Annotated in this window: 15 protein-coding genes and 1 pseudogene; 6 read left to right on the top strand and 10 right to left on the bottom strand. The window is 64.6% G+C overall.

Features of this window, described 5'->3' with window-relative positions:
- The first annotated feature begins 102 nt into the window (after positions 1-102).
- From ACLQI9_RS27520 to ACLQI9_RS27510, 3 genes are read left to right on the top strand one after another with little or no spacing between them, the layout of a single operon-like run.
- Positions 103-939 carry a carbon-nitrogen hydrolase family protein gene (locus ACLQI9_RS27520; RefSeq protein WP_442392436.1) on the top strand — a complete coding sequence of 279 codons (837 nt, stop codon included), beginning with the start codon at positions 103-105 and terminating at the stop codon, positions 937-939.
- The gene (locus ACLQI9_RS27515; RefSeq protein WP_442385351.1) at positions 936-1,943 is read left to right on the top strand and encodes an LmeA family phospholipid-binding protein; all 1,008 of its coding nucleotides are present in this window, start codon (positions 936-938) and stop codon (positions 1,941-1,943) included. The genes ACLQI9_RS27520 and ACLQI9_RS27515 overlap by 4 nt, the downstream gene beginning before the upstream one ends.
- A 15-nt stretch (positions 1,944-1,958) precedes the next feature.
- Positions 1,959-3,050: an LmeA family phospholipid-binding protein gene (locus ACLQI9_RS27510; RefSeq protein ID WP_442385349.1), complete on the top strand. Its 1,092-nt coding sequence runs from the start codon at positions 1,959-1,961 to the stop codon at positions 3,048-3,050.
- A gap of 68 nt (positions 3,051-3,118) precedes the next feature.
- Here ACLQI9_RS27510 and deoC read toward each other — a convergent pair whose 3' ends face one another.
- The 6 genes from deoC to ACLQI9_RS27480 all read right to left on the bottom strand — a co-directional run bounded on the left by deoC (position 3,119) and on the right by ACLQI9_RS27480 (position 7,153).
- Entirely contained in the window at positions 3,119-3,790 is a 672-nt protein-coding gene (gene deoC, locus ACLQI9_RS27505) for a deoxyribose-phosphate aldolase (RefSeq protein WP_442385347.1), read from the bottom strand.
- On the bottom strand, positions 3,790-4,230 hold the full coding sequence (locus ACLQI9_RS27500) for a DUF2599 domain-containing protein (protein WP_442385345.1): 441 nt from the start codon (positions 4,228-4,230) through the stop codon (positions 3,790-3,792). The genes deoC and ACLQI9_RS27500 overlap by 1 nt, the downstream gene beginning before the upstream one ends.
- A 4-nt stretch (positions 4,231-4,234) precedes the next feature.
- Positions 4,235-4,498, bottom strand: coding sequence for a DUF2516 family protein (locus ACLQI9_RS27495; RefSeq protein ID WP_442385389.1), 264 nt, complete (start codon positions 4,496-4,498; stop codon positions 4,235-4,237).
- Between the two features lie 132 nt (positions 4,499-4,630).
- Complete coding sequence (gene hbhA, locus ACLQI9_RS27490) at positions 4,631-5,206, bottom strand: heparin-binding hemagglutinin HbhA (RefSeq protein WP_442392435.1); 576 nt, start codon at positions 5,204-5,206, stop codon at positions 4,631-4,633.
- A 79-nt stretch (positions 5,207-5,285) separates the two neighbouring features.
- Positions 5,286-5,678: a helix-turn-helix domain-containing protein gene (locus ACLQI9_RS27485; RefSeq protein WP_424080347.1), complete on the bottom strand. Its 393-nt coding sequence runs from the start codon at positions 5,676-5,678 to the stop codon at positions 5,286-5,288.
- An 83-nt stretch (positions 5,679-5,761) separates the two neighbouring features.
- The gene (locus ACLQI9_RS27480; protein ID WP_442385387.1) at positions 5,762-7,153 is read right to left on the bottom strand and encodes a DUF445 domain-containing protein; all 1,392 of its coding nucleotides are present in this window, start codon (positions 7,151-7,153) and stop codon (positions 5,762-5,764) included.
- A gap of 222 nt (positions 7,154-7,375) precedes the next feature.
- Between ACLQI9_RS27480 and ACLQI9_RS27475 the strand changes: the two genes are divergently transcribed.
- Positions 7,376-8,077 carry a TetR/AcrR family transcriptional regulator gene (locus ACLQI9_RS27475; RefSeq protein WP_442392434.1) on the top strand — a complete coding sequence of 234 codons (702 nt, stop codon included), beginning with the start codon at positions 7,376-7,378 and terminating at the stop codon, positions 8,075-8,077.
- Positions 8,078-8,079: 2 nt separating this feature from the next.
- Positions 8,080-9,141 (top strand): prenyltransferase, encoded by a 1,062-nt coding sequence (locus ACLQI9_RS27470; RefSeq protein ID WP_442385339.1) that lies wholly within the window; start codon positions 8,080-8,082, stop codon positions 9,139-9,141.
- Positions 9,142-9,233: 92 nt separating this feature from the next.
- Here the strand turns inward: ACLQI9_RS27470 and ACLQI9_RS27465 are convergent, their stop codons facing one another.
- Together ACLQI9_RS27465 and kasB are read right to left on the bottom strand one after the other, a co-directional pair.
- Positions 9,234-10,094 carry a cyclopropane mycolic acid synthase family methyltransferase gene (locus ACLQI9_RS27465; protein ID WP_442385337.1) on the bottom strand — a complete coding sequence of 287 codons (861 nt, stop codon included), beginning with the start codon at positions 10,092-10,094 and terminating at the stop codon, positions 9,234-9,236.
- Between the two features lie 395 nt (positions 10,095-10,489).
- Entirely contained in the window at positions 10,490-11,740 is a 1,251-nt protein-coding gene (gene kasB / locus ACLQI9_RS27460) for a 3-oxoacyl-ACP synthase KasB (protein ID WP_442392433.1), read from the bottom strand.
- Between the two features lie 176 nt (positions 11,741-11,916).
- On the opposite strand from kasB, the gene ACLQI9_RS27455 reads away from it, so the two are divergent.
- Entirely contained in the window at positions 11,917-12,831 is a 915-nt protein-coding gene (locus ACLQI9_RS27455) for a cyclopropane mycolic acid synthase family methyltransferase (protein WP_442385333.1), read from the top strand.
- A gap of 12 nt (positions 12,832-12,843) precedes the next feature.
- On the opposite strand, the pseudogene ACLQI9_RS27450 reads toward ACLQI9_RS27455, so the two are convergent.
- A pseudogene (locus ACLQI9_RS27450) lies at positions 12,844-13,705 on the bottom strand (cyclopropane mycolic acid synthase family methyltransferase).
- A 141-nt stretch (positions 13,706-13,846) separates the two neighbouring features.
- Positions 13,847-14,728, bottom strand: coding sequence for a 3-hydroxybutyryl-CoA dehydrogenase (locus tag ACLQI9_RS27445; protein ID WP_442385331.1), 882 nt, complete (start codon positions 14,726-14,728; stop codon positions 13,847-13,849).
- Between the last annotated feature and the right edge of the window lie 43 nt (positions 14,729-14,771).

The raw sequence follows: 14,771 nt of genomic DNA, 5'->3' as shown, positions 1-14,771 counted from the left end.
ACCCCGCGCCCAGCTCCCCGAGCGTCACGCTGGAGTGGCGTTCATCGCCGAGCGTCACGCTGGAGTGACGCCGCGCTTGCGATCGCCCCTAGGCTGGCGGTCATGCGGATTGCGGTGGCGCAGATCCTCAGCGGCACCGACCCGGCCGACAACCTGCAGCTGGTGCGGGACTACGCCGGGCGGGCCGCCGACGCCGGCGCGCGGTTGGTGATGTTCCCGGAAGCCACCATGTGTCGGTTCGGGGTTCCGCTGGCACCGATCGCCGAGCCGGTCGACGGCCCGTGGGCCGACGGCGTACGCCGGATCGCGGCCGATACCGACATCACCGTGATCGTGGGCATGTTCACTCCGGCTGAAGGGGGGCGGGTCCTTAACACGCTGCTGGCAGTGGGTCCAGTGGGTCCGGGCAACCTTAATCAGCCGGACACCCACTATCACAAGATCCACCTCTACGACGCGTTCGGCTTCACCGAGTCACGCACGGTCGCACCGGGCCGCGAGCCGGTGGTAATCACCGTCGACGGCGTCGGGGTGGGGTTGACCACCTGCTACGACATCCGCTTCCCCGAGCTCTTCACCACGCTGGCGCGCCGCGGCGCCCAGCTGATCACCGTCAGCGCGTCGTGGGCTGCGGGCCCCGGGAAGCTGGAGCAGTGGACGCTGCTGGCCCGCGCGCGGGCACTGGACTCCACCAGCTACATCGCCGCGGCCGGGCAGGCCGATCCGGGTGAGCCACTAGCCTCGAGCGCGCCGACCGGGGTGGGCGGCAGCCTGGTGGTTTCGCCCTTCGGCGACGTCGTGGCGTCGGCGGGAGCCGACCCGCAGTTGCTGGTCACCGTTATCGACCTCGATCGGGTGGCGAAGGCACGCGAGACGATCGCGGTGCTGCGCAACCACTCAGCGTTCGCTCATGCTGATAAGGCAGAATCGCCCAGGTGACGAATCCGCAGGGACCTCCGCACCAGGACCCGTCGATATGGGCTCGTCCGGGCAGCCAGAGCCCGTCTACTCGGCCGGCGCCGCAGGCCGGATCGCCAACCACACAGACCGCTCCGAGTCACGGCGGGCCGCATTTTGATCACGCGTATGAACCACCGGCGCAGGCGCCGCAGCAGACCCTGCCGTTACCCACACAGGAATACCCGGCTGCGTCGCCGTACGGCCAGCCACCGTCGCAGGACCCGCCAGCTCCCGTGAAAACCAAACGCCGCTTCATCGGCGACCCGGTGTCGATCATCCTGATCCTGGTCATCGTGGCCGCCTTAGCCGTCGCCGGCTTGATCGGAGGCGAGCTGTATGCGCGCAACCGCGCCAACAAGGTCGTGGCCGCGGCCACCGAATGCGTGGTGCAGGACCAGGCCAAAGTGTCCTTCGGCCCCAGCCCGTTCCTGTTGCAACACTTCGCCGGTCACTACCGCGACATCTCCATCCACACCGCGGGGCACCAGCTCCGCGACGCCAAAGGCATGACGGCTGACATCAACATCAACAACGTCGACCTGCACGGCAGCGGCGACTCGAAGGGCACCATCGGCGAACTGGATGCCACCATCACCTGGACATCGGACGGCATCAAGGAAACCGTGCAGGGTTCCGTTCCGTTCGTGGGTGGCCTGGTCAACAGCGTCAGCACCAACCCCGGTGCCGGCACCATCGAACTCAGCGGCGCGCTGGGCCTGGGCAGTGTGACCGTCAAGCCGCAGATCGCCGGCAGCGGGTTGTCGCTGGAGGTTGTCAACGTCACCGCGATGGGCGCCACGGTGCCGCACGAGACCGCTCAAGCGGCGCTGGACACCTTCACGTCGAACCTGGCCAAAGACTATCCGCTCGGCATTCACGCCGACAGCGTGAATGTCACCAATGGCGGTGTGGTGGCGCGCTTTTCGACGCGCGACGCTTCGATCCCGGCCGCCCAGACCGATCCCTGCTTCGCCCATGTTTAAGGAACGATCGCACTGATGGTGAATCCGCGAGGGCCCTCGGGCGGTGACCCGTCGGAAGGCGCCGGTCCACGCAGGCCGGCCGGACCCCCCAACCGCGGCGTACCGCCACGCCGTCAGCCACCGCCACCGTCGGAATATCCGACTCGCCAGATCCGCCACGGCGGCCGCACGCCGGATCCAGGCATCCGTGACGTCCCCCGGCCACAGCAGCCCGGGCCGCCGAATCGGCCGCCACAACAACCTGGTCTGCCGCCCAATGCGCAGCCGCGTCAGCCCGGTCCGCCGCCTCCGCATCCACACGAACACACCACCACCACTCGGATAGCCACGCCGCCGCCGTCCAACGACGCGCCGATAGCCGGCAAGCCCGGGTTCTTCGGTAACCGGACGGCGATCCTGTTGATTCTGGTGATCGTGGTGCTGCTGGTCCTCGCTGGTGCGATCGGCGCCGAGCTCTACACCCGCCATCTGGCGAGCAGCAAGGTGGCAAGCGCGGTGCGGTGCGAGGTGCAGGACGGCGCCAGCGTGTCCTTCGCCGGAAGCCCGCCGGTGCTGTGGCAATACCTCACCCGTCACTACACCGACATCTCCGTGCAGACCGCGGGCAATCAGGTGCGGTCGGCCAAAGGCATGAAGGTGAGCCTGGACATCCGGGACGTAAAACTCAACAACACCAACAACTCTCAGGGCACGATCGGGTCGCTGAACGGCACCATCACCTGGTCCGCGGATGGCATCAAGCAGTCGATCCAGGACGCCATCCCGGTGCTGGGCGAGTTTGTCACCGGCGACGTCAGCACCAATCCCGGTGACGGCACCGTTTCGCTGAAGGGGACGTTCGACAGCGCCACCGTCAAGCCGCAGATCGTCAACAACGGGCTGTCGCTGCAAATAGTCAGCCTGACTGCACTCGGTTCCAAGATGTCCACGACTACGGTGCAAAAGGACTTGGACGACCTCACGTCGAAAGCGACCCAGAACTATCCACTGGGCATTCACGCCGACAGCGTGAAGGTCACCAGCACCGGGGTCGAGGGCAGCTTCTCGTCCAGCAACGCCACCATCCCCGCCGGCGGCAGTCAGGATCCCTGTTTCGCCAACCTCTGACGGCGGCCTCAGCCCGGTCGACGATGCGGGACCGCGAAGCGGCCCGCTGAGGAGCCGGGCAGTCGGCCTCAGTCCAGACCGTCGAGGACCGCGCGGGTGCCCGACAGCCCTAGCCGGGTGGCGCCAGCGTCAAGCATCGCCAGCGCATCGGCGGCAGTGCGGATCCCGCCGCTGGCCTTGACCCCCAGCCGTCCGCCGACGGCGTCGGCCATCAGCGCGACAGCGGCCACCGACGCCCCACCGGCCGGATGAAAACCCGTCGAGGTCTTCACGAAATCCGCGCCGGAGTCTTCGGCGGCGCGACAGACGTCGGCCAGGGTTTGTTCGTCGGCCAGTGTCAGCAGCGCCGCCGACTCGACGATCACCTTGAGCACGGCGCTGGGTATCGCGGCCCGCACCGCCGCGATCTCTGATCGCACCGCGTCGACGTCACCGGCAACCGCGGCGCCGATGTCGATGACCATGTCGATCTCACTAGCCCCGGATGCCACGGCCAGCGCCGCCTCCCGTGCCTTCATCTCGGGTAGGTGCTTACCGGACGGGAAGCCCGCCACCGCGGCGACCCGCACTCCCGCGGTGTTCGCGTTGGGCACCATCGACGGCGAGACGCAGACGGCGTAGACGCCCAGTGCTGCGGCTTCGGCGGCGACCGCGGCCACCTCAGCGGCAGTGGCCTCGGGCTTGAGCAGGGTGTGGTCGACGAGGGCCGCTACTTGCTCGCGGGTTGCTCGGCCCGGCATCAGAAGCCCTCTTCGGAACCGCCGGGGTTGCATCCGGAGCCGATCATCGTGGTGGCGTCGACGACCGGCCGCCACGGCTCGAGATTCCAGCTGGCCTTGCCGGGTTGGAGAACTTCGGCCAACTCCCAATGGCACAGGAACTGCTCGCGCATGCCGGGGGTGTCGGCATCCGGAGCCAGCGCGAGCACCTCGGACCAGGCCTCGTCGGCGTCAGGCCCCGCCGAACCGAGTTGCCTGGCGGCCGCACGCCCGGACGCCGTCGGATACACCCGCAGGCTAGGCAGATGATTCCGCTGGGACCACTGGGTCCAAAAAACATGGTCGACGAACGGCGGCGGGTAGGACGGCGCGGTTGCCCCTGCGGCGCCCGGATCGGCGGACGCGGGAACCGCCCCCAACAGCGCGACGACTGCGGCCGCCGCGAGGGTCAGAACTCGCATACCGTTATCGCGACTTGCCCTGAATCTCAAGAAGTTTCGGTCGAACATCGACCAGGTAGACACCCGCCGCGCAGGCCCCGATCGCCGCCCCCAACGCGCTGAGCAGCATCGTCAGCGGCACTGCAGCGCCCAGGATCAGCAACCACACCGGCTTGGTCATCTTGTTGGCGGCGGTGTAGGCGTCGGGCCGCTGCATCGCCGCGTGCACAAAGGCGTAGAGCGCTGTCATCGCCACCGCAACCTGCAAGACGAAGACGACGGTAAGCATTAGGTCGTTCACAAAGTAAGCGTACGGGGGCGGCGCCGAAAACGTCGACTCCGAGCCGCCCAATCGGGCGACTCGGAGTCTGAGGTGTAAGCAGGTCCGCGCTGCCCTTGCCGGGCAGCGCAGACCGCGTCCTTACTTCTGGGTGACCTTCTTGGCCGCAGCCTTCTTGGCCGGAGCCTTCTTGGCCGCAGCCTTCTTGGCCGCAGGCTTCTTGGCCGCAGCCTTCTTGGGCAGCTCGATGCCGACCAGCTTGGCGGCACGCTCGCCGACCGCGCGGGTCTGCGACGCAACGGTGCCCAACGCCTCCTGGGTCAACTCGACCGCCTGGTCGACGTAGCCCTCGGCACGCGCCGACGCGTCGTCCAAGCCGGACTGGCTGCGCAGCCGTTCCAGGGCAGCCTCGCCGCGCTCGACCAGCTCGTTGTACCGAGACGTCGCCGCCTCGACGTAGCCTTCCGCGGCGCTACGCAGCTCCTCAGTGGTGAACCGCTCGCGCAGCTCGCGCAGCTGCTCGGGCAGGTCCTCCTGCAGCTTGGTCAGGCGAGCCCGGCTCTCCTCGACCCGGCTGCGGGTGTCGGTGCGAGTCTCTTCGGCGCGCTCACGCAGCTCAGTGAGCAGGTCGTTGACCGTGGCGAGGGCCAGGTCGGCGGCGCCCAGCGCGGCGAGCAGCGGGGCCTTCAGGTCGTCAATGGTCGTGTTTTCCGCCATCTTGTTTCCTTTCGTGGTTTTTCGTGTGGGTCAATGGTTGGCAATGCTCAATCACGAGCTAGCAGGGTTAAGCGAGGGTCTAGGCAGGTGCAGTCTCCTCACGGGCAGCTTCGTTCTGCTGGACGAACGACGTGTAGATGTCCAGCAGGACCTGTTTCTGCCGCTCGGTGATCGCCGTGTCGGTGATGATGGCGTCGCGGACTTCGCTGCTCGCGCTGGGCTCGAGAATCCCGGCCTGCACGTAGAGAACCTCGGCGGAGACCCGCAGCGCCTTGGCGATCTGGTTGAGCACATCAGCGGAAGGTTTACGCAACCCGCGCTCGATCTGGCTGAGGTAGGGATTGCTGACACCGGCTTTTTCCGCCAACTGTCGCACCGATACTTGCGCCGCCTCACGCTGCGTCCTGATGAAGCTGCCGATGTCGGACGCAGCGGTAGACACCACAGCGGAAAGCTTTTCCTCCTGCGGCATGGCGACTCCTTGCGTCGGATTGGTGCTGACGTGCCCCACAGTAAAACCTAGTGCTAACTTTTGCAAGCACTAGTTAGCAATTCTCAGAACAGCAGCTGCGCGATCGCGTAGATGACCAACCCGGCAAGCGACCCCACCACCGTGCCGTTGATCCGAATAAACTGCAGGTCACGGCCCACGTGCAGTTCGATGCGCCGGCTGGCCTCGTCGGCGTCCCAGCGCTCGATGGTGTCGGTAATAATCGCGGTGATCTCGACCCCATACTGGGCGACCAAGTGCTCGGCAGCCCGCACGATCCAGCTGTCCACCTTGTCCCGCAGGTCGGCGTCGTCGCGCAGCGATTCGCCGATCTGCACCACCGCATCGGTAACACGGGTGCGCAAGGCGCTGGAAGGGTCGTCCACACCCTCGAGCACCAGGCGTTTCAGCGTCTTCCAGGCCGTGGCGGCCGCGTTGGTGACCTCCTCGCGGGCCATCAACTGCTCTTTGACCGCCTCAGCCCGCGCGATCGTCGCCTCGTCATGCTGCAGGTCGTCGGCGAATTCGAACAGAAACCGGGTCGCCGACCGGCGCAGCTCGTGATCCGGGTTGCGGCGCACCTTGTCGGTGAAATCCATCAGCTCGCGGTGGATACGGTCGCCGACGAGGTGGTCGATGAATCTCGGCGACCAGCTCGGCGAATCACGCTCGACTACCCGCTGGATGACCTCTCCGGCGTTCAGCGACCACTGAAATGCGCGGTCGGCCAGCAACTGGATCAGGGCCTCCTGCCGGTGCTCGGCCAGCAAGGTGGCCAACACCCGGCCCACCGGCGGACCCCACTGCGGCTCGGCGATGCGCCGCACGATCATCCGGTCGATGACGTGCTGAACGTCGTCGTCGCGCAGCAGTTCCACCATGACCCGCAGCACGGTCGCACTCTCGGCGGCCACTCGCTGGGCATGCGACATCTCGGACAGCCACTTGCCCAGCCGGCTTGGAATCTCTGCGTCGCGCAGCTTGGTCTCCACGACCTGCGGTGAAAGGAAGTTCTCCCGCACGAAGGTTCCCAGGCCCTCGCCCAGCTGGTCCTTCTTGCGTTTGATGATCGCGGTATGCGGTATCGGGATCCCGAGCGGGTGCTTGAACAGCGCCGTCACCGCGAACCAGTCCGCTAACGCGCCGACCATGCCGGCTTCCCCGGCGGCCCCCACATAACCCACCCAGGTGGCAGCGACGCCGGCCGACTGCGCCCACCGGCAGCCCAGGAACACCGCGGTGGCGCCGACCAGAAAGCTCAGCGCCACCACTTTCATTCGGCGCAGCGCCCTACCTCGCTCGGCATCAGCCTGCGGATCGGCCCCGGCGAACGACTCGGCGAAGGAGGAGGGTTTGCCAGGCTCCGGCGACGGCAGCGTTGCCAGGTCCCTCCGCGCCACCCGTGGGCCTCGCGAATCGGCTCGGTGCTTGGGTCCCGGATTGGGTCTGTCGTTCAGTCCCAGTGCCACCACACCATCATCCGCTATCCGCGCTGCTGTTCGGCGACAATGCGCGCCCTGCGGGGCACTATCCGCCTGTGCCGAAAGCAGGACGAACGGGTGCGGTAACTGTTACCGCTTCGATGGCCAAGCTCCGTAATAGGAGGTGCGGGCCGAGAAATCCGCATCAGTAAGCCGTACTATGACAATAGTCAAGTGAGTTGATGGGAATCAGCGATAGTGGCAAAGCAGGTCCCCGCGGGGACGGTAAAAACCGATGGTCGGAAGCGACGTTGGCACCAGCACAAGGTGGAACGCCGCAATGAGCTGATCGACGGGACAATCGACACCATCCGGCGCCGTGGTCGCTTCGTGAGCATGGACGAGATTGCCAGCGAAATCGGCGTCTCCAAGACCGTGCTCTACCGCTACTTCGTCGACAAGAACGACCTGACGACCGCGGTGATGATGCGGTTCGCGCAGATCACGCTGATCCCCAACATGGCGGCCGCGCTGTCGTCGAATCTGGACGGTTTCGATCTCACCCGGGAGATCATCCGGGTGTACGTGCACACCGTGGCGAACGAACCGGAGCCGTACCGGTTCGTGATGGCCAACAGTTCGGCCAGCAAGAGCAAGGTGATCGCGGACTCCGAGCGGATCATCGCCCGCATGCTCGCGGTGGTGTTGCGCCGCCGCATGAAAGCGGCCGGGATGGACGTCGGCGGGGTGGACCCGTGGGCGTACCACACCGTCGGCGGCGTCCAGCTGGCCACCCACTCGTGGCTACTGGAACCGCGGATGAGTGCCGACGAGCTGATCGACTACCTGACCATGCTGAGCTGGAGCGCGCTCTGCGGGATCGTCGAGGTGGCCGGCTCGCTGGACAAATTCCGTGGGCAACCGCACCCGTCGCCGATCGTGCCGCCGCTAGGTTTCTGAACATGACTCACGTGACGGTCCGCTCCCGGCTCAGCTCCTGGGGCTATGCCCTGCGCACCACCAACCCGCCGCCGGACGGGCCGGTCGACTTCGTCACCCGCTGGATCGTCGTCACCCGCGCCGCGGTGTTGCCGATGACCCTGTTCGCCGGCTTGGTCGCAGCGCTGCTGGCGGTCGGCCGACCCGGATTCGATTGGCGCTGGCTCGTTCTCGCAATCGTCGGAATCCTGTTGGCGCACACCGTCAATAACTTGATGAACGACCTTTTCGACACCCAGACCGGCACCGACAGCGCCAGTTACCCCCGCGCTCTTTACGCCCCGCACCCGGTCCTGTCGGGGCTGGTCAGCCGCCGCACCCTGCTCACCGCTATCGCCGTGGTGAACCTGGCCGACCTGGCGATCCTGATCGTGCTGACCTGGGCACGCGGTTGGCCCGTGGTGGCATTCGCGTTGTCGGGTTTCCTGCTCAGCGTCGCCTATACCGCGCCGCCGGTACGACTCAAGAAGCGTGGCCTCGGCGAGCCGGATGTGTTCGTGGTCTGGGGTCCGCTGATGGTGTGCGGAACGTACTACTCCGCGGTCGGCAACGTCGGCTGGAACGTCCTACTCGCGTCGCTGCCCTACGGGCTGCTGTGCACGACGGTGTTGATGGGCAAGCACATCGACAAAATCCCCTACGACGAGCCCCTTGGCATCCGCACGCTGCCGGTGATCTTCGGGGAAGCCCGTGCTCGCGCGGTGACGCTCGGGATGATGGTCGGGTTCTACCTGCTGGTTGTGGCGGCGGTGCTGGCCAAGGCGATGCCGTGGCCGGCGCTGCTTGTCGTCGCGGCGCTGCCGCGGCTGGTCAAGATCTGGCCGTATTTCCGGCGCCCGCCGCCGGAAGAGCCGCCGGGCAACTTCCCGGTGTGGCCACTGTGGTACGCAGCGCTGGCCTGGGTGCACGTGCGCCAAGCTGGGGCATTGCTCGTGGTGGGCCTGGCGATCGCCGCGCTGCTGCAGTCCGATTTACTGGGCTACCTGGGCGCCTTCTCGCACGTGTATTGGCAGATGTCGGGGTAGCCCTGGGACGAGCTCGGCCCGCTATCCCTTCACGAGGGTGAACTGTCCCACCTCTGAGACCGCTCGCCAAGGGACTCTAGAGGCGTCGACGGCTATTTGGTCAGGGTGAACTGACCGATGTTGGTGATGCCACGCCGGAAGAAATCCGCGCAGCCGGTCAGGTATCGCATGTAGCGGTCGTAGACTTCCTCGGACTGGTTGAGGATGGCGCGTTCCCGGTTGGCCCGCAGATTGGCCGCCCATATGTCCAACGTGCGTGCGTAATGCGGGCCGAGCAATTGGATCCGCTCCACGGAGAAGTCGGTGGCCTCTGACAAGTCGAGAAGATCTTCGACGGCGGGTAACTCGCCGCCAGGGAAGATCTCTTTCCCGATAAACCGCATGAACTTGAGGTCGCTGATTGTCACCGCAATGCCGTTGTCTCGGAAGTACTTGGGCGTGTGCGCCAGTATGGTGTGCAGCAACATCCGGCCGTCATCGGGAAGAATCTCGTACGCCCGGCGGAAGAAGGCAGGGTACCGCACGGCTTTGAACGCTTCGAAGGCGCCGATGGTGACGATCCGGTCGACCTTTTCGTCGAACTCTTCCCAGCCCTGCAGCCGCACCTCAACATTGCGTCCCGTCGGGATCTTGGCCAGCCTGGCCTTGCTGTACTCGCACTGGTTGCGGCTGAGCGTGATGCCGATGACGTTGACGTCATACTTCTCAATCGCGCGGTGCATCGCGCCGCCCCACCCGCAGCCGATGTCCAGCAACGTCATGCCCGGCTCGAGGTTGAGCTTGCCCAGCGCCAGATCGAATTTGGCGTTTTGCGCCTCTTCGAGGCTCATATCATCGCGCTCGAAGTATGCGCAGGTGTATCCCATGGTGCGGTCAAGGAATAACGAGAAGAACTCGTCCGAAATATCGTAGATCGATTGCGACTCTGTGTAGAACGGCGCCAACTCTGACATTTGCGGCAGCTACCTCACCTTTAACATGGTCGATCTGACGTCCAGCACGCTTACCCGACATAACGTGCTACTAGGCAGCTGCCGTATCGCTCAGCAGAAGCAATGTGCGAACCCGGCCTTGGCCTTACATTCAAGCGGGTAGTGTATCAGGCCCGGCTGCCAGGCGCCCGGTCACCGGGAACTGGCGGGCGCCGGGTCGCAACCAGACCGCTTGTGGCCGTTCGCGCTTGATCCGCCGTCGGACGGCGCGGAGCCGCCGAAGGCCTGTCTCGGTGAGGGTGCTGAGATGTTGAATCTCCTTCACCGAAAAGCCTGCCACGCAAGAGAATTCGACGATCTTTGACGCTTACCCGCGGAGGTATACCCAGCGAAACGATGGGATAGCGGCCTCACCGTCAGTATCGGCCGAAGGCCAAAGCGACGTTATGGCCGCCGAAACTGAAGGAATTGTTGATCGCATACGTGTAGTCGCCGGCGCGCGGCTCATCGGCCACCACATCCAGATCGACCTCCGGATCCAGATTGCGTAAGTTCAACGTCGGCGGGATGACGCCGTCCCGCTGCGCCAACACGGTCAGAATCGACTCCACCGCGCCGACGGCGCCAACAGAATGACCAAGCGCCGCCTTCGGCGCGTAGACCGCCGGCCGGTGGGTGCCCAACGCGTTGTTTATCGCCTTCCCTTCGGCCAGGTCGCCGTCGGTGGTGCCGGTGGCGTGCGCGTTGATGTGATCGATGTCACCGGGAGTCAACCCGGCAAGCTCGATCGCCCGGGCGATCGCGTGGCCGGCCCGTTCGCCATTGGGATCGGGCGCCACGATGTGGTGGCCGTCTGAAGTGATGCCGGCGCCCATCAGTCGACCAATGATGTTGGCGCCGTGGGCTTTTGCGTGGTCCTCGGTCTCGACGACCATCAGCGCTCCCGCTTCGCCGAACACAAAGCCGTCCCGGTCCCTGTCGAACGGGCGGCACGCGCCGGCGGGATCGTCGTTGTTCGTCGATACCAGATCCAGCTGAGCGAAGGTTGCGATGGGAACGGCTTCGATCCTGGTCTCGACGCCGCCGCAGATCGCGATGTCGGCCTCGCCGAGCACGATGTTGCGCCACGCCTGGGCGATGGCCTCGGCCCCTGAGGCACAAGCAGACACCGGGGTGGTAATCCCCGCTTTGGCACCACGTTCCAGCCCGACAGCCGCGGCCGCGGCGTTGGGCATGGCCTTCTGCACACCCAACGGGGAAATCGCCCTGATACCGCGTTCGCGGATGTCGTCGTAGGCAGAGATCCATTCCTCGGTCGAGCCCATCCCGGTGCCGATAGAAACCATCAACCGGTTGGTGTCGATGTCGGGCGAGCCGGCGTTCGCCCAGACCCGTCGGCCGACCCTGGTCGACATCTTCTGCAGAAACAGGTACCGGTGCAGTTCCACTCGCGTCAGCTCATGGTCGAAATCCTCGACCAAGTGCCCACCGATGCGAACCGGGAGGTCGAACTGCTCGATGAAGGGATCGTCGAGCTTGCGGATCCCGCTCTGTCCGTCCAGCAGCTTCTTCCAGGTGTTGTCAGCGTCGGTAGCCAGCGCAGTCGTCATCGCGATGCCGGTGACAACCACATCAGGGAAACCGTCTCCGGTCGAGAACTGCGGCATGGCGTTGCTTCGTTCCCACCTCTGAGGCTTCAAAGCCCCCTTCCACCAGTCTGATATCCTCGCGACTCCGAATAAAGCCTAGATCCGGTCCCAACCAGGCCGCAGGAGACTGAACACAGCCATAGCTAGGCCGTCGGCAGCGATTGCAGCGGCCTGAGGAGGGGTATAAGTTTGCCATGATGGCCCGCGGAAGCGAAAACACAGGTGAGACGGCTCTGAAGCCAGATGTGGACAACATCAAGTCGCACTACGACCGGTCCAACGACTTCTTCAAGCTGTGGCTCGACCCGTCAATGACCTACAGCTGCGCGTACTTCGAGCGCGACGACATGACCTTGCAAGAGGCCCAGCTGGCCAAGATCGACCTGTCGCTGGGCAAGCTGGGGCTGCAACCCGGTATGACGCTGCTCGACATCGGCTGTGGCTGGGGTTCCACCATGCGGCGGGCGATCGAAAAGTACGACGTCAACGTCATCGGGTTGACCTTGAGCGAAAACCAGCTGGCTCACAACAAACAGAAGTTCGCCGAAGTGGACTCTCCGCGCAGCAAAGACGTGCGGCTGCACGGCTGGGAGGAGTTTGACGAACCGGTCGACCGCATCGTGTCGCTGGGCGCATTCGAGCACTTCGCCGACGGCATAGGCACTTACGAGCGATATGCCGACTTTTTCAAGATGTGTTACAACGTGCTACCCGACGACGGCGTCATGCTGCTGCACTCGATCGTGGTGCCCACTGCAGAAGAGGGCGAGCAGCTGGGGTTGAAGCGGACGATGTCGCTGATACGGTTCATCAACTTCATCCGGAAAGAGATTTACCCCGGCGGCCGGTTGCCGATGATCTCTGTTGTCGACGATTACGCGACCGCGGCCGGTTTCGATATCACCCGCCACCACATGATCGGTCACAACTACGTGCGCACCTTGGACACCTGGGCCACGGCACTGGAAGCGCATAAGGACGAGGCGATCGCGCTGAAAGGCGAAGACGAATACAACACCTTCCTGAAGTACCTGACCGGCTGCCGAGAACTGTTCCGCGACGGCTACACCAACGTGTGCCAGTTCACCATGGAGAAACCAGCCGCCTAGTCGCCGTGCTGGCTACTTAGTCAGGGTGAACTGTGCGACCTCAGTGATTCCGCGGCGGAAGAAGTCGGCACAGCCCGTCAGGTAGCGCAGGTAGCGTTCGTAAACTTCTTCGGACTGGACGGCTATCGCGCGGTCACGGTTGCCTGCAGATTGGCCGCCCAGGTGTCCGGGGTCCGCGCATAGTGCGGACGCAGCATATCGATCTGCTCGGTGGAAAAGCCGCCAGCCTGGGAAAACTCGAGGATGTCCTCTTTAGCCGGAAGTTGGCCACCAGGAAAGATTTCATGCTGGATAAAACGCATGAATCTCAGGTCGCTCATCGCTACCGGGATGCCGTGCTCATGCCAATAGGTCCAGGGGTGCGTGAATATGCTGTGCAATAGCATCCGACCGTCGTCGGGCATTATTTCGTAGGCGCGTTCGAAGAATGCCGGATAGCGCTCCTTCTTTGAACGCGTCGAAGGCCTCGACGGTGATGATCCGGTCGACTTTCTCGTCGAACTCTTCCCAGCCCTGCAGCCGCGCCTCCACCGTGCGTTCGGTCGGGATACTGGCCCAGCTTGGCCTGGCTGTACTTGGACTGATTGCGGCTGAGCGTGATGCCGATGACGTTGACGTCGTACTTCTCCACCGCTCGGACCAACGCCCCGCCCCACCCGCAGCCGACGTCGAGCAGCGTCATTCCCGCTTGAGGTTCAGCTTGTTCAACGCCAGATCCAGCGTGGCATTTTGGGCTTCTTCGAGGGTCATGTCGTCGCGCTCGAAGTAGGCGCACGTGTAGGTCATGGTGGGGTCAAGAAACAATGCGAAGAACTCGTCAGAAATGTCGTAGATCGCCTGCGATTTCTTCGTAGAACGGTCGTGACTTGGTCATTCCACCCGCGGCCTATCAGAGTTTCAGCCCCGTCCTGTGAATGCACTTTACCGCAGGTGCAACAGACCGCGCACTCGGAAAGATTGTGTTGCCCACCGCAACTCGGGCGCCGGACGGGCGCCGGATGAGGTTAGTAGAACCTCAGTACGTGTAGAAGCCCTTGCCGGATTTCTTCCCCAGCAAACCTGCCTCCACCATCCGCAGCAAAAGCGGCGGCGCAGCGCATTGCGGATCTTTGAACTCTTGGAACATCTTGTCCGCGATCAGGTTCAAGGTGTCGAGGCCGATCAGATCGGACAATCGCAGTGGCCCCATGGGATGCGACAGCCCGGCAACAACCGCCTTGTCGACATCTTCGACGGTGGCAAAACCACCCTCGACCATCCGGATCGCCGAAAGCAAGTAGGGCACCAGCAATGCATTCACCACGAAGCCGGATCGGTCCGAGCACCGCACCACTTGCTTTTTCAACACCGCGCTGGCGAATTCCTCGGTGCGAGCGGCCGCGGCTTCGTTGGTGACCAGCGTGCTGACCAACTCCACCAGCGGCAGCACCGGAACGGGGTTGAAGAAATGCAATCCCAGCACCCGGCCCGGATTGGCGGTAGCGGCAGCCAGCTTCATGATCGGAATGCTCGACGTATTGGACGCCAGGACCGCATCGGGGTCGGTGATCACCCGATCCAGTTCGGCGAAGATGCCGGTTTTGACGTCCTCGTCCTCGAGCACGGCCTCGATGACCAACTGTCGATCGGCTAGCCCGGCGAGATCGGTGGTGAATTTCAGCTTACCGACGGCGGCGTCGCGCTCCCGCTCGGTGATCTTTCCCGCGCTGACACCGCGCTCGACCGATTTGACGATCCGATTGCGCCCGGCGGTGGTTAAGGCCTCGGTCGGCTCGTAGACGAGCACGTCAACCCCTGCGCGGGCCGATACTTCAGCGATGCCGGCACCCATTTGGCCGGCCCCGATGACTCCTACCCGTTCGATTGACACGTTTCTCCTTAGGCTCCGCGGTCCCATGCCCGGCGGACGGCAACAGGCCCCGCCCAGGTTCGCCGGGCGG

The sequence above is a fragment of the Mycobacterium sp. genome, from assembly GCF_052143115.1.
Classification (GTDB): Bacteria; Actinomycetota; Actinomycetes; order Mycobacteriales; family Mycobacteriaceae; genus Mycobacterium.
The sequence above is the reverse complement of the archived record's forward strand: the minus strand, read 5'-3'. Positions and strand labels throughout refer to the sequence as shown.